General features: G+C 34.0%; 20 protein-coding genes. 3 read left to right on the top strand and 17 right to left on the bottom strand.

The annotated features are described in order from the left end of the window. Positions 1–102: 102 nt before the first annotated feature. From thmT to AC4BC5_RS13110, 8 genes are all read right to left on the bottom strand, one after another. Positions 103–279 carry a 2-hydroxymuconate tautomerase gene (thmT, locus tag AC4BC5_RS13145; protein WP_490495810.1) on the bottom strand — a complete coding sequence of 59 codons (177 nt, stop codon included), beginning with the start codon at positions 277–279 and terminating at the stop codon, positions 103–105. 35 nt (positions 280–314) lie between these two features. Next, complete coding sequence (locus AC4BC5_RS13140; protein ID WP_490495809.1) at positions 315–683, bottom strand: DUF488 domain-containing protein; 369 nt, start codon at positions 681–683, stop codon at positions 315–317. Between the two features lie 563 nt (positions 684–1246). Then, positions 1247–1708: an IS200/IS605 family transposase gene (tnpA, locus tag AC4BC5_RS13135; protein WP_490495808.1), complete on the bottom strand. Its 462-nt coding sequence runs from the start codon at positions 1706–1708 to the stop codon at positions 1247–1249. A 169-nt stretch (positions 1709–1877) separates the two neighbouring features. After that, a complete protein-coding gene (locus AC4BC5_RS13130; RefSeq protein ID WP_490495807.1) occupies positions 1878–2603 on the bottom strand; it encodes an aspartate/glutamate racemase family protein in 726 nt (241 codons plus the stop codon). Positions 2604–2609: 6 nt separating this feature from the next. Further along, complete coding sequence (locus AC4BC5_RS13125) at positions 2610–3878, bottom strand: carboxylate--amine ligase (RefSeq protein ID WP_490495806.1); 1269 nt, start codon at positions 3876–3878, stop codon at positions 2610–2612. Positions 3879–4012: 134 nt separating this feature from the next. Beyond that, positions 4013–5872 (bottom strand): asparagine synthase (glutamine-hydrolyzing), encoded by a 1860-nt coding sequence (gene asnB, locus AC4BC5_RS13120; RefSeq protein ID WP_490495805.1) that lies wholly within the window; start codon positions 5870–5872, stop codon positions 4013–4015. 210 nt (positions 5873–6082) lie between these two features. Then, positions 6083–6607: a GNAT family N-acetyltransferase gene (locus AC4BC5_RS13115; RefSeq protein ID WP_490495804.1), complete on the bottom strand. Its 525-nt coding sequence runs from the start codon at positions 6605–6607 to the stop codon at positions 6083–6085. A 248-nt stretch (positions 6608–6855) separates the two neighbouring features. Next, positions 6856–7698, bottom strand: a complete 843-nt coding sequence (locus AC4BC5_RS13110; protein ID WP_490495803.1) for an aminoglycoside 6-adenylyltransferase — start codon at positions 7696–7698, stop codon at positions 6856–6858. A 100-nt stretch (positions 7699–7798) separates the two neighbouring features. Here AC4BC5_RS13110 and helD point away from each other — a divergent pair, with 100 nt between their 5' ends. Then, on the top strand, positions 7799–10069 hold the full coding sequence (gene helD / locus AC4BC5_RS13105; RefSeq protein ID WP_490495802.1) for an RNA polymerase recycling motor HelD: 2271 nt from the start codon (positions 7799–7801) through the stop codon (positions 10067–10069). A gap of 38 nt (positions 10070–10107) precedes the next feature. On the opposite strand, the gene cls is transcribed toward helD, so the two are convergent. Next, positions 10108–11676 carry a cardiolipin synthase gene (gene cls / locus AC4BC5_RS13100; RefSeq protein ID WP_490495801.1) on the bottom strand — a complete coding sequence of 523 codons (1569 nt, stop codon included), beginning with the start codon at positions 11674–11676 and terminating at the stop codon, positions 10108–10110. 315 nt (positions 11677–11991) lie between these two features. Between cls and AC4BC5_RS13095 the strand changes: the two genes are divergently transcribed. Then, positions 11992–13176 carry an IS110 family RNA-guided transposase gene (locus AC4BC5_RS13095; protein WP_490495800.1) on the top strand — a complete coding sequence of 395 codons (1185 nt, stop codon included), beginning with the start codon at positions 11992–11994 and terminating at the stop codon, positions 13174–13176. 144 nt (positions 13177–13320) lie between these two features. Here the strand turns inward: AC4BC5_RS13095 and AC4BC5_RS13090 are convergent, their stop codons facing one another. Together AC4BC5_RS13090 and AC4BC5_RS13085 are read right to left on the bottom strand one after the other, a co-directional pair. Continuing rightward, positions 13321–13962 carry a hypothetical protein gene (locus tag AC4BC5_RS13090; RefSeq protein ID WP_490495799.1) on the bottom strand — a complete coding sequence of 214 codons (642 nt, stop codon included), beginning with the start codon at positions 13960–13962 and terminating at the stop codon, positions 13321–13323. Between the two features lie 127 nt (positions 13963–14089). Further along, on the bottom strand, positions 14090–14263 hold the full coding sequence (locus AC4BC5_RS13085; RefSeq protein ID WP_490495798.1) for a hypothetical protein: 174 nt from the start codon (positions 14261–14263) through the stop codon (positions 14090–14092). 126 nt (positions 14264–14389) lie between these two features. Here AC4BC5_RS13085 and AC4BC5_RS13080 point away from each other — a divergent pair, with 126 nt between their 5' ends. Then, positions 14390–14719 carry a hypothetical protein gene (locus tag AC4BC5_RS13080; protein WP_490495797.1) on the top strand — a complete coding sequence of 110 codons (330 nt, stop codon included), beginning with the start codon at positions 14390–14392 and terminating at the stop codon, positions 14717–14719. Positions 14720–14757: 38 nt separating this feature from the next. On the opposite strand, the gene AC4BC5_RS13075 is transcribed toward AC4BC5_RS13080, so the two are convergent. From AC4BC5_RS13075 to AC4BC5_RS13050, 6 genes are all read right to left on the bottom strand, one after another. After that, entirely contained in the window at positions 14758–15477 is a 720-nt protein-coding gene (locus AC4BC5_RS13075) for a YebC/PmpR family DNA-binding transcriptional regulator (RefSeq protein WP_490495796.1), read from the bottom strand. 99 nt (positions 15478–15576) lie between these two features. Beyond that, entirely contained in the window at positions 15577–16743 is a 1167-nt protein-coding gene (locus AC4BC5_RS13070) for a nucleotidyltransferase (RefSeq protein ID WP_490495795.1), read from the bottom strand. Beyond that, positions 16740–17816, bottom strand: coding sequence for a zinc metalloprotease (locus AC4BC5_RS13065; RefSeq protein WP_490495794.1), 1077 nt, complete (start codon positions 17814–17816; stop codon positions 16740–16742). Before AC4BC5_RS13065 ends, AC4BC5_RS13070 begins: the two co-directional genes overlap by 4 nt. A gap of 1091 nt (positions 17817–18907) precedes the next feature. Beyond that, a complete protein-coding gene (locus AC4BC5_RS13060) occupies positions 18908–19465 on the bottom strand; it encodes a YpiB family protein (RefSeq protein WP_490495793.1) in 558 nt (185 codons plus the stop codon). Positions 19466–19475: 10 nt separating this feature from the next. Further along, positions 19476–20732 carry a tetratricopeptide repeat protein gene (locus AC4BC5_RS13055; RefSeq protein WP_490495792.1) on the bottom strand — a complete coding sequence of 419 codons (1257 nt, stop codon included), beginning with the start codon at positions 20730–20732 and terminating at the stop codon, positions 19476–19478. 9 nt (positions 20733–20741) lie between these two features. Next, on the bottom strand, positions 20742–21782 hold the full coding sequence (locus tag AC4BC5_RS13050) for a hypothetical protein (protein ID WP_490495791.1): 1041 nt from the start codon (positions 21780–21782) through the stop codon (positions 20742–20744). Between the last annotated feature and the right edge of the window lie 58 nt (positions 21783–21840).

The raw sequence follows: 21840 nt of genomic DNA, 5'->3' as shown, positions 1-21840 counted from the left end.
TCCTCTCTTATTGAAGACTCTCAAGTGCAGTTGTCTTTCTCATCAATCAATTATGGTCTTATTTAACCATTTCTTGCAGAAAATTGCAAGTAAGAAACAAATTTATTTCCAATCACCGTTATTTCCATATGTTCCTTTTTTCATTTCATTGATGATAACGTGAATATTTTCTTTTGGTGCACCGCTTGTTTTATGAACTACTTCTGTTACTTCTTTCATCATTGCTTCTAATTGTTCAGGTGTTCTTCCCTCTAATAACTCAATATGGACAAATGGCATAATCGTTCCTCCTTTATAAGCATGCCTTTATTATACTATTTTTTTAGCTGTTCTTGTAAAAATTCAAGTAAAACTTGTGCTTGATTATATTGAGGATTTTTTGCACTATAAATCAGAGTAACATTCTGATTTTGAAGCCATTTTTTGACAGTGGTTACGAATTCAGATGTATAGGAATTTTCTGCCAATTCTTCAAGATACTTTTTTGTAAACCATTGAAATTTTTCTGGCTCATGGTTAAATTCCTGTCGAAGCTCTTTAGTTGGTGCAATTTGTTTTGCCCATAAATCTAGTTGTAATTTTTCTTTTTTAATACCTCTTGGCCAAATTCTATCCACTAAAACTCGCTTACCATCAACTAATTGGACTGCGTCATATGCTCGTTTAATTGTTAAACTTCCCATAAAATCACCTACTTTCTTTTAGTATACTTCAATTGGATATTAGTATAAAGCAACGAGGTGATTAAACGCAATCTAATAGGGTAGCGATTTATAAACGATTAGTTGTAATTACTGCAGCCAATCTAATCTACAGCAAAAAAGATTTTTGACTAAGAAGACTGTACTAATGTCAATTTTCTTTACAGTTAATTTAAAATTCAGCTAGCGAACTCATAGAAGTTATAGAAGAATTATTTATCCTTGAAATTGGCTATCAAGCATTTAAAATAGATATGTCCTTTCTCACCGAATGAAGCTATTGTTAAATAGCCGAAAAAACAAGTTTAGTTATAAAAAAATACTAGCTGTTTCTGATACCAATTTGGGTAAAAATTTTTTAACATTCCAGCAGTATAAACGAATAATGACTTGTCAAATTTGTTTCACTTCTTAAAGTTTTGCAAGTAAATATCCACCCGTGAAAACGGGTGGCTTTTTATCACCTCTAGAAGAGGTCGTCATTCGCTGCCCCTTAAAAGGAGCTTTTTTAAAGACTGCCAACCGCTCATCGTTCGCCTCTTTATTTATTTCTTACTTTTAAATGGATCCACGTACTCTCTTTTACTTATACTATCTCTTATGCGATCCTCTGCTTCTTGTTCTCGAATATATTTTTCAATCGTCTTTTGATTTAATCCCACCGTGCTTACATAGTAGCCCTTGGACCAAAATGACTTATTGCCATATTTATACTTCAGATTTGCATATTGCTCATGGATTAACGTTGCGCTTCTTCCTTTTAGATAACCCATAAAACTTGAAACACTCATTTTCGGTGGAATTCTCACTAGCATGTGAATATGATCCGGCATAGCATGGGCTTCAATAATTTCCACGTCTTTCATCTCACATAGTCTTCGTAAAATCCTTCCTATATCTTTTCTTAATTGTCCATAAATTACTTTCCGTCGATACTTCGGTGTAAAAACTATAGGATACTTACAATTCCATCTTGTATGTGATAAACTTTTATCATCAGTAGACATAAAAAAACTCCTTTCGATTTGATAAGCGGTTGGTAGCCACTTATTAGTATATCGAAAGGAGTTTTTTATCGCTAAAGCTACTTCGTCCACGCCTATAAGCGCGCGGTTTTTTTGTTTCACACGCTCTGCGAGTGAAACGGACTAAAGTCACTAAAAAAAGCAGATAGTTTTAACTATCTGCTCGATACTCTAATGCTAAACGGATCGTTTCGTCCACTAATTCCGATTGAGCATCAACAATTGGATAGAACTCATTTCTTGTTGCTTCTTGCATTAAAGAAAGTTCCGTACATCCCAACAAAACCACATCACATTGTTGTTCGTGAATCATCTGATCCAAAATAGCGAAATACAATTCTTCATTCAAAAAATTACGCTCTTTAATATCTCGATAAATTAAATTTGTTACTTGTTGTTGAATATCTTGCTTAGGGATAATCGTCTCGATATTCTCAAAAGCATTCAATTCATTTTCATATACTTTTGACTGAATCGTCCCTTCTGTCGCTAAGACACCCACACGAATTGGACGTTCTAAGTCAGCAAATTTCTTTAAAATAGCTTGAACCGCTAGACGTGGCATATGCAATAATGGAACAGTCATTTCTTCTACTAGTTCATCATAAAAATGATGCGCTGTATTACAAGTTAGCACAAAAAAGTTTGGATTTAAAACTGAATATTGATCAATGTCTTCTTTTAAAGCAGCAAGCGGACTTTCTTCTGATTTTCCTAAAATAAACGCTGTTCGATCAGGTACGGTTGCATGATTGATCAATACATAATTCAAATAATCTTGATCTGAATGATTGGGTGTCCGCTCATTTAGCACATGAACAAAACTCTCAGTTGCTAATGTGCCCATTCCACCTAAAATTGCAAAAAAATTTTTCATACACATCTATTTCTTTCTAAAGTATTCTTTGTATCTTCCATAATACGAGTAAAATATATGTTGTACAAGTAAATAGCGTTTGATACTCATGTCTTCTTTGAAAAAAATGGTTGAACCATATTGTTTATTTTTTAAATACTTCATTGCTTCGTCTTTATCAGATCCTTCAGCAATATATTTCTTCAAAATACGTTTTGGTACACCAATCCATAATTTATCGCCTTTACCATAAACAGTTTCAGTAAAAGGTGTCTCTAAAATATAGTCTTCCACTAGATACTTGGCTAAGTTATATCCACCTAGAGTCACAAAAAAACTACTACGTCCTTGGCGCAAATTAATTTCAAATAATTTATATTCGCCATCACGCTCATCATATTTCATATCAAAGTTTGCAAAACCAGAATACTTAATCTCTTCTAAAAAAGTTTTAATTTTTTTACAAACAGCTTCATTATAATCAGGCATGATAGCAACATAGTTTCCAACTGATTGTGGCGTTGGGTCCTCTAACAAAGGATGTCCTAAGCACATCATACGAACATTATGCTGTTGATCAACATATGCATTTAAAACACGCATACGTGAGTCATCACCAGGAATAAAATCTTGGCAAATCATTTCTGAAGTGTAGCCTGCATGATAAATTTTGGCTAATACTTCATCAAGTTCTTTTTGAGTATCAATAATAAAAGCTTTTTTACGTCCTTCAAAATCAATATCCAAATATTCCACACTGTTTGCTGGTTTTAAAGCCACTGGAAATTCAAATGGTAATACTACTGAGGGCGTTTCTTTAAAAAGTTCTTTTGTAATAATCAGTGTTTTCGGATACGGCAAACCGTATGTTTCACAGGTTTCATAAAATGAAACTTTATTTGATAACACTTCTTGCGTTTTAGCATCTACTGTTGGACAAATAAATCGTTGCAATAATTCATCTTTAAAGTGAGTTACTAACTCAGTGTAGACATCCCCACAAGGAACTAATAACAATTTACGTGAATCGTTCGCATATTGCTTCATCAATTCGCGCATTGTTTGAATAAATCCTTCTGGTTCACTGAAACCTTGGTGCGCATGTACGTTTACGATTTTACTGTACTTTGTTGCAGACAGGAAAGCAGCGCTATGGGCTTCTGAGACAATTCCATATTCTTCATAGAAGGAACGCGCCATCCCATAAACATTGATATCGCTACCTAATAAAATAGGTTGAAATTGTTCCTTAATCTTTTCATTCACTGTTAAAATCACATTCTTTCGTTCATTCATTCTTGAATTAGATACTTCAAAATTTCCCAAGCTGATTTATGTTGTGTCTCTATGATTTCGTCGATTGTAATTACAACCAGCATAATATCTTCATCAGTATAACACAAATCAAGAAATACAAGACATCCTCTTTCTTATTTTTCGTCAATAAAATAAACTTTATACCACACTAAGAAAGAATAGATTGTCCATATTTTACGACGCGCATCGATTTCCTGAGTATAGTTTTTATCTAACATATCAAGAATTTTTTCTTGATCGAAAAATTCAGAGACAAATTCTGCTTCGAATACACCGCGCACTTCTTTATAGAACTTTTCTTCATGTAACCAATCTTTAATTGGTACAGGGAAACCTAATTTTTCACGGTCTGCCCATTCATCTGGTAAATGACGATTAGCCGCTTTTCTAAAAGCATATTTTGTATTTTCAGCATTCAATAAATATTTCACAGGAATACGTTCTGCTAATTCCATCATACGAATATCTAATAACGGTGTACGAGCCTCTAAAGAGTGAGCCATTGTCATTTTATCTGCTTTTAATAGAATATCTTTGGGCATCCATTGATGAATATCTAAATATTGCATTTTCTTCACTTCTGGTAAATCAGATACTTTATCATATTGTTTTTGGGCAATTTCACGAACTGTTTCGCTTTTACGGAAATTAGGTTGTAAATAGATATCAGCTTCCGTTTCTTCAAAAACAAAGGCTTGACCAATAAAGAAGTCTTCTGCTGGTGCTAATGATTTATATAAATGCAAGCTTCCTTTGAAGTTTGGCATCTTCTTAATAGTACGTGCTAAACGATAACGCGATTTTTTCGGTAATTTTTTCAGTTTTTCTGCAAAAACACGGACTGATTTTGCTTTTGTAGCGAAACCATAATCTGTATAGCCAGCAAATAATTCATCTGCACCTTCTCCTGAAAGGACCACAGTTACTTGTTCACGAGCTAATTTTGCTAAGAAATACAATGGGACACATGAAGGATTTGATGCTGGTTCGTCCAAGTGATATTGAATATTGGGAAAGGCTGCAAAAGCTTCTTCACTTGTTACTAATTTTGAAAAATTACGCAAACCTAAACGTTCAGTTAATTTTTTTGCTTCATGTGATTCATTATAGCTCTTATCCCCAAAACCAATTGAGAATGTATAATTTGGTTTACTTACCGATGTAACAAAACTTGAGTCTACACCACTAGATAAGAAAGTTCCCAGTTTTACATCGCTAATTGAATGAGCTGCAACCGATTCTTGAACAGCTTCATCAATTAAATCAATTGCTTGTTCTAATGTCATATCTTCTTCTGAGAATTGAGCATCCCAGTATTGAGTCATTTCTAATTCACCGTTACGTACGAAGAAATAATGCCCTTCTGGAATACGGTAAACATTTTTGAAAAATGTTTCGTCGATTGCTGAATATTGAAAGGTCATGTAAGGTTTCAAAGCTCTAGGATTGATTTCTTTTATAAAATCAGGATGATCTAGGAAGCTTTTAATTTCAGAACCAAACATAAACGTATCATTGCCTTGATAGTAGTAATAAGGTTTAATTCCAAAATGATCACGGGCACCAAATAATTCTTGCTTTTCACGATCCCAAATAGCAAAAGCAAACATCCCACGTAATTTTTTGACGATATCTTTCCCATATTCTTCATATCCATGTAAAATTACTTCAGTATCTGCTTTTGTAGTAAAAATATGTCCTTTAGCTTCTAATTCTTTCCTTAATTCTTGGAAGTTATAGATTTCTCCGTTAAAAATAATCGCTTTTGTTCTATCTTCATTAAAAATAGGTTGATCGCCACTTTTTAAATCAATGATACTTAAACGTCTAAAACCTAGCGCTACGTGTTCGTCTACAAATTCACCAGAACTATCCGGTCCACGATGGATAATTCGATCCATCATTTGGCTAATTTGTTCTTTTTTTTCTTCTATTGAGTATTTGCTCGTCACAAAACCAACGATTCCGCACATATAAATCCACCTATCTAAATATTTAATTATCTATCTCATAATCAAATTCCCGCTTTGACCACAATAATAGTCTAGTATAGTATAGAATACCTAATCAAGATAGTCTAGGAGTATACAAAAAATTTGGGTTTTTTTAAATAAAAAATGAAAATTTCATGAATGTGTAACAGAAACAATCACATAAATAAAAAGGACAACCATAATTGTCCCTTACAAGGTTATCCAATATCGTCTCACTAACATCTGATCAGAAGTATCGACTACTTTTTCTTCTAAAACACCGTAATTGGCTTCAATGATTTTAGCCGATGCTACATTAACATCGTTGCAAGTAACTAGCACTTTTTCAAGTGCATGGTTTTTCGCTTGCATCAGCGTTTTGTTTAAAATAATTTTTCCATATCCTTTTTTTCGTTCACTTGGTCGTACTGAATAACCGATATGTCCACCGAAACTCTCTAAGTAGCTATTACTTAGTTCAAACCGTAAATTACTCATTCCTACTAGACAATCATCTTCTTTTCTAATGACTAACCATGTTTCAGAAGGAGCATAATTTTCTGGCACAGTATCTTTTGAATAAAATAGTTCCAACAGCTCTAGCCATTGTTCTATTGAGGACATCTGTTCTAAAAAAGAACTTCCGTCAATTGTATCGTTATTGTTCTGAAACTCTTGTTTATACTGTTTAATTTGTGCTGCATATTTCATAGAAGGTTGTTTGAATAGTAACATTAGCACACTCCTTTTTATTTCAGTATAACACAGCTAATTATTGAAGAGTTAACTCATGAAATCACTTCTATCAATAGCAGGAATAAGAGTATGAAAAAGAAACTACCTAGAAATTCAAGCTTTCCTATTAAAATATTTTGCGGATACAATTTCTTCTACAATAAGAGCTGTACACAAATCACAAAAGGATACCTATAAAAAGCAAGCGTCAAAAACCGACTGTACAAAAAGAAACTTCTGAAAAGCTTTCAATAGTTTAGCCATTTTTTCGTATAATCCATTACATTTTCTGCAATTTGTTTATCATAGTGAAAGTCTGTTTTTTCAGCATAAATTTGTGCTTGCTCATGAAAAAAAGCTTGCGTCAATAAAAGCGATTCGGTGATTTTTACCGTACTTGTAAAATCAAGTAATTTTTGAAATCGTTCTTTATAAGCTTTTTCTAAATTAGTAAACAAATATTTATAATTTTTTCCAACATTCAATGGACCTTTTTCCAAGACAACGTGCCAACTTAATAGTCGTAGCAATTCTTGTTGACAGATACCATACAAATGGTCACTAGCATAAACCTCTTCTTGACGAACTAGCCCTTTAACCACATATGTTGACACCCACCAGAATTCATTACAACAGTCTTGAAACATCGCTTCACTAGGTCCCTTTGTCCAATAAACTTCGTCCCCTAAGCTTGGTGCTGATGCCAAAATATTCTCTGGATCAAAAAGCACTTGAAAAAGTTGTTCTTCCTTTACCCATGCTTTTACATAGGACGAAGGGCATAAAGTTAAATCAATTCGATTGCCATCTTTAAATAACATTAAGAAAGTAAAACATTCACCCAATGTTGGAGGAAATAATACCATCTCTTCAGGTGTCTCCATAACTAGCACTTCACCAAAAGTCGTTAACCACGTTCTATTTTCTAACAGTTCTTCTTTATTTTCCACGATGTAGACAATATCATAATCTTGAAATGGATCACGAGGTGCTTTAGGATTTGCTCGTGATCCGCTAAGTGCCACTGCCTTTACTCCAAGCTTTTTCGCAGTATGTAAAATCAATGCCATCATTTCTTTTTCGCTTCGCAACTAACCCTCTCCTTTTCTTCTCATTTTAGCACGTTTTAATCCCATTGATAGTCGTTATATGCTATAATTTTATGGCTATATTTTTTAGGAGGTTGTCTGCATGAACGAACGTTTACTAGAGCAACAACATGTCGAATCTACTATTCAAGTGATTCACAATGAGCAAGAAATGATCAAAAAGCAACAAGAAACGCTAGAAGATTCTTTAAACTCACAGTTAAAAGAAATTTCCGATAAAAAAATTAATATTGGCTCCGAGGAGGCATTTTATGAATCTGTACTAGAGTATCAACAACATGAACAAGAACTGATGCTCCGTTATAAAACAGCCGAATCACAAGAAAAGCGAATCAAAACTTTAACAACTATGGCAAATAGTCCCTATTTTGCACGTATTGATTTTACAGAAGGCAATGAAGCAAAAGAAACCTTATATTTAGGAATTGCTTCTTTACGAGACAACAAAGAGAATACTATTGTCATTGATTGGCGCGCTCCGATTGCTAATTTGTATTATGAAGGCGAACTTGGAACTACTTTTTACCAAACAGACAATGATGAATTTGAAGTGGATTTATTATTAAAACGCCAATTTAAAATTCAAGACGGGCAATTGCTTTCAATGGTCGATACATCGGAAATCATTAATGATGAGTTTTTATTAGAAATCCTAGACGAAGCATCCTCTTCACAAATGAAGAATATCGTTTCAACGATTCAAAAAGCTCAGAATCAAATTATTCGTGACACTACGAATAAAGTTATCTTAATTGAAGGAATTGCTGGTAGTGGGAAAACCTCTGCTTTATTACAACGAATTGCATTTATTCTTTATCGCAATCGTAGATGGTTGGATGACCAACAAGTTTTATTATTTTCACCAAACCATCTTTTTTCTGACTATATTGCTATGGTATTACCATCATTAGGTGAAAGCGAAGTCCCAACTCGAACATTCCGTTCATTTTTACAAAATTTATTACCTAACTATGAAATTGTTCAAGAAGAGCAACAAGAAGAACAGTTTTTAACAGGTGCCAATGACCGCATAGAAAAACTGAAAAATGGGTTAGTTTTGGTTCACCAAATCCCCCGCTATGTAGAAGGAATTACAGCCTTTGGTCCATTGTTCCGCGATTTAAAAATTAAAGGTGAAACATACATCACTAAAGAGCAATTACGCCAATGGTATCAACAAACCAATGAGCAATTACCACTTTACCAACGGACACAGTTATTACAAACAAAAGTCTTGAAAAAAATTGGTGGTTTAGAAAAAGACGAAGCAAAAAAGGCTTGGGTTAAAGAAGCTACTCGAGAAAAGGTACAAGAAATTTTTGAAAATGATCCTAACTTGGAAGATTCTGAAGAGAAGGAACGTCAGCTTTTCAATAAAGTTCGTCGGCAAATCGTACGTAAAAAATTCCGTGCGTTAACTCGTGGTGTGGAACGTTTTCAATTTATTAATTTCCCTAAACAATATTTACATTTTCTAAAACAAATCGAGCCAAAACTCTTAGCCAACGCAAGTATTTCTAGCGAAGACTGGGCAACAGCCAGTAACCAAACACGTCAACATTTGAAAAACAAACAGCTATCTCAAGAAGATGCCTTATTGTTTATTTTGTTACTACGTCGCTTGTACCCAGTACACGTTGAACAAAAAGCACGTTTCATTTTTATTGATGAAATGCAAGATTTTCCACCTGCACAAGTCGCTTTATTACGTGAGCTTTACCCTCGTGCTGGAATGACATTGTGTGGCGACTTGAATCAAAAAGTTTTTGGAAATGAAACAATTGTTCATTCATTGGATACTTTATTTCCTGAACAAACAGTCACTCGTTACCAGTTAACGACTAGCTATCGTTCAACAGAAGAAATCACACAGTTCGCTAATCAATTCTTATCTCAAGAAGATCAAGTGCAAACAACTGCACGAAAAGGGCCGTTACCTCGTCTTGTAGAAAAAGCAACATTAGCAGAAAGTCTCGCTTGGCTATGCGATGAATTACAAGAGGCCAATAAGCAGCAACACTGGCGTACTGCAATTATTGGGAAGACAACTGAAGAATGCGAGGCATTATATGCGGAGCTTTCAGATGAAATGAAATCAAAAGTCCAATTAATTGTTTCCGAAGAAGATTTTATGAAACGTTCGATTATGATTATTCCAGCCTTTTTGGCCAAAGGTTTAGAGTTTGACCGCGTCTTTGCTTGGAATATCGGAGAGAATTTTCAAACAGCACAAGATCAACTAGTTTTATATACAATCGCTACTCGTGCTATGCATGAATTATCGCTTATCACTGTTGGGCAAAAAAGTCCATTACTAGTTAGCGCCAATCCACTGACTTATCAAGCAATTTAAAAAAAAGCTCAAGTTCAGCCATTGAACTTGAGCTTTTTTTACATTAATGGCGCAAAAACTTTCAACATCCATCCTAAAACTTTAGTAGAAGTTTTTTCTTTCAAGGCATCTTGCATGGTCACTTCTTGAGATTGCGCTAAAGTTTCTTGAAAATCTTTTTCAATATCGACTAACGTCTCAACATTTTCCATATATAATCCACATTCAAAATGATGGTAAAAACTACGATAATCTAAATTAATAGTTCCTACCGTTGCTTTTTTGTCATCACTAACAAAAACTTTTGCGTGAATAAAACCTGGCGTAAATTCATAAATTTTAACACCAGCTTGTAATAAACTTTTATAATGGCTTTTTGCTAAGGCAAAAGCATATTTTTTGTCTGGAATATGTGGCAAAATAATTTTTACATCGACACCTCGCTTCGCTGCTAAACGCAAAGCGGTCTCCATCTCTCCATCTAAAATTAAATAAGGAGTCATGATGTGTACATATTCAGTTGCTTTGTTTAAAATATCAAAGTAAATAAACTCACCAACACGATCATCATCCAAAGGTGCATCACCATAAGGAATCACATAGCCTGATTTTTTTATTTCTGGTTGAGGACGTTGCAACCAATGTTCAAAATCTAACACACCATCATCCATGGCCCACATTTGTAAAAACATCAATGTAAAACTGTCAACTGCTTCGCCTTTGACTTTAATTGCAGTATCCTTCCAATAACCAAAACGTTCCAATTCATTAATATACTCATCCGCTAAATTAATTCCACCTGTATAAGCAACCTTCCCATCAATCACACAGATTTTCCGATGATCCCTAAAATTATAGACGGTTGATACAAAGGGATGAATTGGTGCAAATACTTTACATTTGATTCCTAATTTAGCTAATTTTTTGGGGTAACTATGTGGTAATAATGAAAATTCATTAAATCCATCATATAAAAAACGAATTTCCACACCATCTGCTGCTTTTTCAATAAGAATTTCTAAAATAGAACCCCACATTTTGCCTTCACCAACAATAAAATACTCTAAGAAAATAAAAGATTCAGCTTTCTTTAGCTCCGTTAATAAATCGGCAAATTTATCTTCTCCTGTTGGGAAATAAACTAATTCAGAGTTTTCATAAACTGGATATGAGCCTGTTCCTGATAAAAAGGTAGCAATACCAAGTAAATCTTTCTCAGTTTTAATTTTCTCTTTGACATTTGGGCTTGTTTGAATAAGATTGTTACTTTCATTTTTTAAACGAATCAAGCGACGCTTTTCTAATCGATGACCTAATTCTAGACGCATATAAAAATAAAAGAAAATACCAATAATGGGAAGAACCGTAAACAAGACCATCCATGTCAGTTTGACGCTACTATCACTTGCACTATTCAATAAAAACATATAACCAAAAATGGTTACAACAATTGCCCCACCATAAAAAACATGGACATAATTCGTGGAAACGTATTGAAATAATGCCACTAACATAAAAATTTGTAAAAGTAAAAAGACAATAACAATCCCTAAACGACTAAAGACTAGTTGCAATAAGCCTTTCTTGCCTTTTTTCAATAAATAAATCGGCTCCTCCGACTCTTTCATTTTTCTATCTCCTTGTATATTATATTTAAGGTTTTAATTTTCCGATTTTTAGAGGAGAACCTTAGGAACCTTTTGTTATTTTTATTTGGTATTTACTCAATTATTTGAGAAAATATACTTAATGGATTGAGAGGTAGATTGTTTTCTCCTTGAGTTTTAAAACTCGTAATCGAAAGACTAATCCCTCTCTCTGTTAAGCTGTTTACGAATGAGTTAGATGTTGAAGGTAAATGCCTTACTCCGTATCTAGAACAAGGTAGTGACGCTTTTCAGTTGAGTGGCAATCAATCCAAATTTTGTAAAGAAGGTGTGCTTATGTTGTATCTAGGTATTGATATTGGCAAACGATCTCACGTCGCTTCTCTCATGAATGCAGAAGGAAAAGTCCTACTTAAAGGTTTTTCTTTTGCGAATTCTTTAGACGGTGCTCACGCTCTTTTAGAACGCCTCACTTCTTTCTCTGATTCCACAAATGACTTCTTAGTTGGAATGGAAGCCACTGGCCACTATTGGTTAGCTCTCTTCTCATTTCTTGACGAACAACAGTTTCTTGTTCATGTCATCAATCCAATTCAAACCGATGGCTGGAGAAAAGGGACCGAAATTCGTAAACGAAAAAACGATATTATTGATTCGGTATTAATTGCCGATTTAATTCGCTATGGTTCGTTCAACGAAACAGCTTTAGCGGATGAAACTATTTTCTCTCTACGTCAATTGACTCGTTATCGCTCATACTTAGTTGGTACAGCGGGCGATTTCAAACGAAAAATCATTGCCGTCTTAGACCAAGTCTTTCCTGAATATGAAAAGGTGTTTTCAAAAGTTGGCATTTTTGGCAAAGCCTCCAAAGCCGTCTTATCTGAGTTTTCTTCCCCTGATGAATTCAATCAAGTTTCTGCCGAAACATTAGCCGAAACACTCCGTTTAGCGAGTCGAAGTCGTGTTGGACTAAGTAAAGCGGAAGCACTGAAAACAGTCGCAGCTCATTCTTTTGGTGTTCGCTTTGCACAAGATGCCTTCGTTTTTCAATTACGTTCCATGATTGATCAACTTAGTTTTTTAGAAGAACAAATCAAACGGACAGAAGAAGAAATTGCACAATTAATGGCTTCTCTTCATTCGGTCATAGAGACCGTCCCTGGCATTGGACCTGTTCTTGGCGCCACGATTTTGGGTGAAATTGGTGATATTCAGAAATTTTCCAATCCTAAAAAACTAGTAGCTTACGCAGGAATCGATGCTTCTGTCTCGAAATCTAGTGAATATGAAGCCACTCACAACGTGATGAGTAAACGCGGGTCTCCTTACTTAAGAAAAGCGTTGTTTCAAGCGGCACTTATTGCTTCCAGATGCGATCCAGTTTTCAAAGCCTTTTATGACAAGAAACGAGCAGAAGGGAAACACCATCTTACAGCGATTGGCGCTGTTTCAAGAAAGCTATGCTATATTATTCATGCGATTCTAACAAAGAATGAACCTTATGAAATTCGTCAGTAATAAAAAAATTAGTCTTTCTGATGTTTATTTGTGATGCACTTATTTGCTATTTTTCATTCAGAAAATTTTGTTTGTTTTCACTTGACTTTATATAGTTAGTCTTTCTTACAACAAAGAAAAAAGCTGAACATAATCAGCTTCTCTTTAAACAAATAACGTTGTTTTTGGGTATTTTAATTTTACTATCTTTAAAATCATTTGTAGTTCTGATAATTGCATGAGGTTACTTTGGTCAAACGACCGACTATGACGACCAATTCTGTCACTATTGATTAAACTATAAATACGATTCCAATTTTCAAACTCACTGACCGAATGAAAATGGCTCAATGGGAAACCAGCACCTTCTGTAATTTCGTAAAGACGAAACGCAATATACGCACTATCAACCACCCAATAAAGAACTTCTTTTTCTTTCTCTTTGTCATAATCAATTAACGCTTTCTCTGGTCGATGCGCAACCATCCAATCTAACAAATAAAAAAAGCCCGTCATACGATATGGCGCATCAAACAATGCTTCTGATTCTCTAGAAGAACGAAAAATTAGCGGAATCAAATATTTATTTTTATAAATCAGTGTCGGAACTCGATCAACAGAACAATGTAAATAATGGTTTAAATAGCTTGCTCCTTGATAACTCCATACCCGATACCCTTGGACTCCTACTGACTCATACTTTCGATAAAGTTTTCCGCAATCTTCAATTGAAACTGCAACTTCAGATAAACGATCATAGCCACTTAAAATCCGATCAAAGGGTTGTAATACAATTTTGTCCTCCACTGCTCATCCCCCTGTTACATAATAGAACATATTTTCTTTATCATACCATAAAGTACGAATGTCAAACTACTGTAATTTTGAAATTTGCTTACAAAAGGACGAGGCTTTTACGCCTCATCCTTAGTAACTAATTTTTCTTCATCAATTCACGAATAGCACCCGCTAAAAATCCTCGGCGACGATTTTGAGCTTGTTTTTCTTTAATCGTCATCTTTTTTTTACCAAACGGACTCTCTTTTTTCTTACCTGTTCTGAGATTTTTAGAAGCTTCCATCCAATTCTTTGCATATCGATTTGGCATCTAATCACATCCTTTTTATCATTATAACAAACAATCAAAATAAACGCATTTCTAGTCTATTTTATTTAAGTTTCTTTCCAAAGTAACCGATAACATTAGTAACCATAAAAAGGAGTGTGAGTTACTTTGAAAATTTCTAATCAAATCCCAAATATCCAGCCTTCATCACCTGTACTAAAGCAAACAACAACTGAAACCGTCATAGAAAAAACGGAAGCATCTCCTCCAACTACTCCAAAGAAACACACTAGACCTGAACCAAAAATTCCCATTGATAGCTTTAAATGGGTAGAACATGTGCGGATTCACCAACCAGAAAAATTCATTGAATCAATTACCTTAAATAAAGAAAAGAGTTTAACCGGTTATCCCGATGTTACTATTTTACCACACGGCTTATCTGTCAAAGAATACTATGCTGCAGAAGCTCGTAAAGCAGAGCAAAATCTAGAGTAAAAAGAAGTTGTTGAAGGAATTCCTTCAACAACTTCTTTTTATTCACCTAAATCAACATTATGGAAGATTTTTTGAACATCTTCTAAATCATCCAATACATCAATCATTTTTTCAAATTTTTCTAAATCTTCTCCAGTTAATGTTACTTCATTTTGTGGAATCATTTCCATTTCAGCAACGTTAAAATCTTCTATTCCTTTTTCTTTTAATGCTTGTTGAATTACATGAAAATCTTCTGGTTCCCCATGAACCATAATTTGTCCATCTTCTTCTTCCACATCGCGCACATCAATATCTTTGTCCATTAGATATTCCAAAATTTCATCTGCATCTGTTCCTTCAAAACCAAATAATGCTGTATTATCAAACATATAAGAAACAGCACCTGATACACCCATATTTCCGCCATTTTTACCAAAGGCAGCGCGCACATCCGCAGCAGTACGGTTTACGTTATTTGTTAAAGTATCAACGATAACCATTGAACCATTCGGCCCAAATCCTTCATAACGTAGCTCAGAAAATTGCTCATCTCCTGATCCTTTTGCTTTTTCAATTGCACGATCAATAATATGTTTAGGTACATTATATGTTTTTGCACGATCGATAACAAACTTTAATTTTTGGTTTGAGTGAGGATCAGGATCACCTGATTTCGCTGCTGCATAAATCTCAATCCCAAATTTAGCGTAAACTTTACTGTTGTTTGCATCTTTCGCAGTCTTTTTAGCTACGATATTTGCCCATTTACGACCCATAATCTCACTTCGCTTTCTATTTTTTCATTTCATCTGGTATTTGATGAAATTTATCCTTTATCATTATACTTGGCAGAATCGATTCTGTGAAGTACTTTCTTACATAGGATTGCTACGAATTGGAAATTTACCAAAATTTTGTTCAGAAATATACTGATTTCCCATTTGATAGATTTTATCGCTCCGAATAGCCAATTTGTATTCTTGCTCTTCTTTTTTTCCAATTTTGGAAAGTACCGGATATTCTATAGTTGCCTTTTTCTCATTTAAATATCGCTGCCCTTTTTCCGTAAATCCTAAAATATGCAAATAGTTATTTCTCCATGCTTCTTTGATATCACTGTTTTTAATATTTAACAAGACATAACATAATAAACGTTGAATTCGTGTTTGAGTGTACCGTTTAGTTTTTACGGCTTGCACAAATTCTTCAAAAGAGTTTGCTTCATAAATTAGCGATTTCAATCGATATTCTAACCCTTCAACCATTTGATAGCTCTCTCTTAACTCTTCAACTGAACTAGTAATAATACGGTACTTCAATAATTCCCAATAATCATTCCAAGTGACTTGATAATGCTGCAAATCGTTTTTTGTCTGTTCTGGCACCACTTGCTCAATCGTTAGACCATCTACTATTGCCTTGCGGATTGCTGTAGCACTCGCAATTTCATTTTGAATTTCTTCCGAATGATACCCTGCCCCGATCCTTGGCAACGGAATACCTTTCATTGGAGTAGCGTAATGAGCATTTTCTTGGGCATAAGTTAATCCTAAAATATGGTTTGGCTGCTCTCCTGTAAGCATTAATTGCGGATAAAGTTTCTGATAAACTTTAGTCATGGTTTGTGCATAAGTCATCGTTGGGCTAGTTAACTGCTGAAAAGTCTGATCAATCCTTTTCTGATTTGCTACTACAAATTTACCAAATGCCTGATAGTCAAACTCACTGGTTGCGTCTGTGCCAAAGCAATAACTCTCACATTTCAACGCTTGTAACATCAAAATCCCACCACGTGCAAAATAATCTGCTGACTGCAATGACCACTGGATTGGCAGTTCTACCACCAAATCTACCCCATTTTGCAGCGCTTCGTTGGCACGTAACCACTTGTCTATAATTGCAGGCTCCCCACGTTGTAAAAAATTACCACTCATTACCGCAATAATGATATCTGCTTTTGATAGTTCACGAGCTTTTTCCACATGGTATTTATGACCATTATGGAAAGGATTATATTCAACAATAATGCCACATGCGTTCATTTTTTCGCCTCTTTTTCTACTAAAAACTGTTGCTCAAGTTGATTGATTACTTTTAACTCTGATTGAAGATCCCCAGAATTTAATGCTTTCCATTTTTTTTGCTTAATTTCTTTGATCATTGCACTTGCTGTATAATCATCTTTCAAAATATATTTTGTATAAACCACTTTCAATCGTTGATGACTAATAGATGGTTGCTTCAGAATTTGCTTTAATTGCTTATCATTCCACAAAATAGTGATTCGCTCATCAGCTGGATCCGTTAGACATAATGCAAAAAGTAATTCTTTCTTCAACTCAAGTCGATAGGGTACGATTAATTCTTCATGATTGAGCCACATGCGTTCTAAGTACTGACGATATACTGACCATTTCCCTTGAGTTAGGTAACGCCCCGCAATTAAAAAAGTCTGCCAATCATTAAAATACGTATGATTTGGATTACTAGCAATAGGTTGAAAATACTCGGCAGGTAATTCATCGTATGCATAGCCTAAAGAAGTCAGATAGTTCACTTGCAATTGGAGATACAATAAGTTTTTTTGCTCTTTACTAGAATTTGCTAAACGATAACTCATGCCATCATTAAAACTTGTAGGAATTAAATTTGTCACTGCGATGAAAAGACCGACTATATTAAAAAACAAGGCATATGTATTATGAATACCAAAAATAAGCAAAATTAATAGACTCATCAACACATTGCCTAAGACTCCACCTAATAAATATAGTTTAAATACAAACTTTTCTTGTTTGGGTGGAATCATCAAGCATTGCCCTAACGTTCCTGGAACATTAAATCGATGAAAAGAAAGTCTTCCATCTTTATCTTTAGTTAATGCAAAGGAAAAAAAACGAATACTGCTGAATTGATAACCAGATAATTTTCCAAAAAATAAGTGTCCCACTTCATGAATAACCAGTTGAATAACAAAAAAGAAACAAACCATAAACATCAACATTAAATACTGAAGAGTTTCCCATTCCTGATAAATAATCGCATACCAAACGAAAAACAAACCAATTGCTCCACCAAAAATAAGTGACGCCAGTGTGGAGAGAAATTTTTTCATAATGTTCCTCCTAATTCAATTTTTTTGCCCCAAACAAAAAAACTCCTTTTTATATCTCATAAGGAGTTTAAAAATATGATGCTGCTAACAAATTAACCCCATCTTCAAAATGATTATTGAGTCTGACTAAAAATAGCTACCATCTTTTTATACACTGATTAAATACTCCGTCTATCAAAAAGCAATACAGACAAAGTGCATGTCACATAAGCATAACACTTATAGCACATTCATACTTTCAATCCACGCAGTCACGAGGACTGCCGTATTAGAAATATTTAACTCTATATTTCTATTCACAACTTACAAAGTTGGTAGCATATCTGGCAATAACCCTTCAAACTCATTATTTTCATCGACTTCATTGTATAGATTGTAATCACTATTTTAGCATATAAGTAAGAGTGATTAAACAATTTATATTATTTTGCTTTGTCTCTGCCACTCCCTGTAAACCTCTTACATATTGTATACATAGATTTCTACTTATGTTGTAACAGTTCTCTGTACCAAATACGTCGATGCGTTCAAACTATGCAGTTACGAGGACTGCAACGATGATAAAATCCCAAATAAAGGTATCAAACAAGGATTTCAATCCATGCAGTCACAAGAACTGCAACTGTAGAAACGGTAGCAAGAAGTTTAGGATTTGTAATTTCAATCCATGCAGTCACAAGAACTGCAACATTCAACACCGCCACCACGCTTGTAAACTTGAATAATTTCAATCCATGCAGTCACAAGAACTGCAACAACCGTTTTTTGCGGTTAGATATGGCTATACAGAAATTTCAATCCATGCAGTCACAAGAACTGCAACGGCGATTTGTAGTAAAAATAGTCAGTGTTGAACTTTATTTGCTAATGAATATTGCCTGATTAAATGTATTTTTTGTAAAAAAAATATAATCATATTTATTTTCTCATCATTTTACCATTTAACAACATTCTAACGGTGCGAATCGTCTAGATAATTTATGGGAGCTTATGGTTCGCACTAATTTTTTTACCATTCATTCATGGCTTTATTTTATCATGAAAAAAGCATAAAAAGTCCAAGAACAAGCAAAATTTGTTCTTGGACTTCTTTATTCAACCAATAAGGATTTTTTTTCTAACAGTTGATTAACTTCAGCAGATAATTTTAAAAACAATTCGTGATTATCCTTTTCTAAAGCTTGATCAATTTGTCTGTATAAATCTGCAATTTCTATTTCCATATCTTCTGCAAAAAAGTATTCTTCTACTTTTGCCAAAACATCAGCATCTAATGTTTCGTTCCAACGATGATAGGGATTATCTTCTAAAACAGCTAAAAAAAATTCATTTTCCCATGAACGACTAAAGCGACATTCTAAATATAATGGATGCTTCCAGTTTAAACGAATTTCATGGAAAATTTGATCACTATCCGTAAATACTTTGTCTTCTAAAAATAATGATATTGGTTCACCTTCCAAGGTAGCTACTTGAACGCAAATTCCCCGAGGTGTTTTATCTGCATGTTCAACAAAGTGAATATTTTTTAATATTGTTTCGTGGTTTGTTAAATAATTTAAAATCCAAGAAACTTCTCGACGTGAAAAAGACTCATGTGACACTAGCCAATTTAAAAAGCGTTTTTTATCTGCAACATTGATGGTCATTTTTTTCACCCTATCTTTCTGATAAATCGTCTAAAATAGACTGTACCTCCAAATCACCTGGTTCATGGTTTAAATAATGTGCCAATAGATGGCGTGCTTCTTCTAAACGTCCTTCTTCCCGTAAGAAAACACCGTACTCTTTCATAAATTCAGGTTCGTGATTTAAGGCAACGTTTGCTTCTTCATAATATTTCGCCGCAGAATCGAATTCTTCCAATTCATTATAGGCATGTGCTAAATTCCATAAAGCGTATGGATTTTCCTGGTCTTCCATACGACTAACGGTATCAATAACTTCATCAAACATTTCTTCATTTAAGTACAAATTACTCAATGTTAATAATGTTTCATCAATTTTTTCACCTGTCTCTAAAGCCTTGACTAGATAGTCTTCAGCTTTTTTTACATCATGTAATCGGTAGCTATTTTCTGAAGCAAAATGATATAAATCAACTTGGTATGGATTTTCTTGTATCCCCTCTTCGATCACATTTTGCGCTTCTTCCAGTAATTCTTCTTCTTGCAACGCTTCTGCTAAATACAAATACAAAGCTTGATATTGTGGGTTCATTACACGTAGCTGTTGTAAATAATAAATAGCTTTTTCGTTTTCTTTTAATTGCAAGTAAACAAAAGCGGTCTGAAAGAGACGATCATCGGTTTGTTCGTCTGCTAACGCTTCTTCAAAAAACGAAATAGCTTCTTCAAACTTCCCTTGCATACTTAGTGAGGAACCAATTCTTTCAGTAAGCGAAATACCTGTAACGTCCAATGTGTTATCTTGTAAAAGATTGCGATAAATTTGTTCTGCTTCAGCAAATTTATCCATTGAAAAATATAGCTCAGCTAGAGCAAATTGAATTAAATTCTCTTCTGGAAGTAATTGTGCAGCCTCTTTTAATTTTGCCTCACTTACTTCAGGAATGCCTAATACTTGATATAAATCAGCTGTAATCAATAAAGCTTGCGGATATGCCTCGTTTGTTTTAGAAATTGTTTCTAAATAGTCGAATGCATCATCTATTTCGTTATTCTCAATAGCAATTTCAGCAAGTGGTAAATTATAGGCATCTTCTTTTGGTTGACGTTTTTTTAATGCTATAAAAACTGCTTTGGCTTCCTCTAAAAAACCAATAGCTAATAGTTCTTCACCTAATTCTGCCAAAATAGTATCATTATCTTTTTTTAGTGCTTCTTCTAAAGATAATTGTGCTTCAGCTAAATCTTCGTTTTGTAATGCTTGAAGCATTTTCTCACTGTATGTCATTTTCTTCCCTCAAATCTCGGCAATCATTTTTTGATAATGCTCCATCGACTGTATTAATTGATTTTCAGTCATCGATTGCTCTCTTCCTATTGTACCAATTTCTGACAAAACCACCAACTGTGGATTCTTTTTTTGTAAATGTAACACATTTTGCAAGTATTCAGCAACCGAAATTTGCTCTGGAAAAACAATTGGAAAGCCTAAATGTTTTAACCAAATCATAAAATTTTTAATTCGAAAAGTGGTTTCCATAACTTCTAAATTCCAAAACAGATGTAACACCATTCCTAAAAAGCGTTTCATATTTTCTGAGAGTAGATGGCCATTGGTTGTAAAATAAAATGCCTTTTCAAAAATTTCGCCAAATTCTTCAATTTCTTTTGAAGAATGTTGATAACTGTCTACTACTTTCCCTACAAAAGCTATAAAAGAAGTGGTTTGAACCTGTTTTCTATTAGGAAAATTTTTAAATAACGTTTGTAAAAAGGTGTAGTCATAAACTAGTCCTAAACGAATGAATGTTTGTAAGTCTACTAATTTTCCATCTTTTTGTCCCGCAACAATAGTTTGGTCTAAAAAAATTTTTTCTGGTAAGTTTTTTTCTGTTAAAAGTATTTCCATTGATTGCTTACAAATAAACCGTTCTTCAACAAGCGCTACTGCAAAGGCACGTAACGTCGTAGGTAATACCCAAAAATCACCTGATAGAATGGTTGTTTTTTGAATAAAACCAGTCAGTTGAATGACCCCCTCATTTCCAAAAGCCACAAATAAATACTCTTCATTGGGGGAAAAACGACTTAAAAAGTCTAATATATCCATAAGTTCACGAACATGGTTACCATAAATCAAATTACTACAAACATACCAATCGATTGGTTGTGGAGAAAAAATGTGTTGAATTTTTTCAAAAAAATGATCGTAGTAACGTTGATTTGTTAATACAATAATGTGTTTATTCTCAAACATTGTTGCCTTGATACTTGAAGATAAAATTTCACCATAAACAATTGTTGTTGAGGTATTATTTTTTTGATAATCTAACTGCATTTTTCTCCCTCCTTGTTATGTATTATAACATGTTTATTTAAATAGCAGAAAAAAGCAA

The sequence above is a fragment of the Enterococcus sp. AMC2644 genome (genome assembly GCF_058216475.1).
This window is presented reverse-complemented; position numbering and strand designations above follow the sequence as displayed.

Coding starts and splice junctions, on each gene's coding strand:
- thmT (WP_490495810.1), bottom strand. CDS start 279: ATGCCATTTGTCCATATTGAGTTATTAGAGGGAAGAACACCTGAACAA.
- AC4BC5_RS13140 (WP_490495809.1), bottom strand. CDS start 683: ATGGGAAGTTTAACAATTAAACGAGCATATGACGCAGTCCAATTAGTT.
- tnpA (WP_490495808.1), bottom strand. CDS start 1,708: ATGTCTACTGATGATAAAAGTTTATCACATACAAGATGGAATTGTAAG.
- AC4BC5_RS13130 (WP_490495807.1), bottom strand. CDS start 2,603: ATGAAAAATTTTTTTGCAATTTTAGGTGGAATGGGCACATTAGCAACT.
- AC4BC5_RS13125 (WP_490495806.1), bottom strand. CDS start 3,878: ATGAATGAACGAAAGAATGTGATTTTAACAGTGAATGAAAAGATTAAG.
- asnB (WP_490495805.1), bottom strand. CDS start 5,872: ATGTGCGGAATCGTTGGTTTTGTGACGAGCAAATACTCAATAGAAGAA.
- AC4BC5_RS13115 (WP_490495804.1), bottom strand. CDS start 6,607: ATGTTACTATTCAAACAACCTTCTATGAAATATGCAGCACAAATTAAA.
- helD (WP_490495802.1), top strand. CDS start 7,799: ATGAACGAACGTTTACTAGAGCAACAACATGTCGAATCTACTATTCAA.
- cls (WP_490495801.1), bottom strand. CDS start 11,676: ATGAAAGAGTCGGAGGAGCCGATTTATTTATTGAAAAAAGGCAAGAAA.
- AC4BC5_RS13095 (WP_490495800.1), top strand. CDS start 11,992: ATGTTGTATCTAGGTATTGATATTGGCAAACGATCTCACGTCGCTTCT.
- AC4BC5_RS13085 (WP_490495798.1), bottom strand. CDS start 14,263: ATGCCAAATCGATATGCAAAGAATTGGATGGAAGCTTCTAAAAATCTC.
- AC4BC5_RS13075 (WP_490495796.1), bottom strand. CDS start 15,477: ATGGGTCGTAAATGGGCAAATATCGTAGCTAAAAAGACTGCGAAAGAT.
- AC4BC5_RS13070 (WP_490495795.1), bottom strand. CDS start 16,743: ATGAACGCATGTGGCATTATTGTTGAATATAATCCTTTCCATAATGGT.
- AC4BC5_RS13065 (WP_490495794.1), bottom strand. CDS start 17,816: ATGAAAAAATTTCTCTCCACACTGGCGTCACTTATTTTTGGTGGAGCA.
- AC4BC5_RS13060 (WP_490495793.1), bottom strand. CDS start 19,465: ATGACCATCAATGTTGCAGATAAAAAACGCTTTTTAAATTGGCTAGTG.
- AC4BC5_RS13055 (WP_490495792.1), bottom strand. CDS start 20,732: ATGACATACAGTGAGAAAATGCTTCAAGCATTACAAAACGAAGATTTA.
- AC4BC5_RS13050 (WP_490495791.1), bottom strand. CDS start 21,782: ATGCAGTTAGATTATCAAAAAAATAATACCTCAACAACAATTGTTTAT.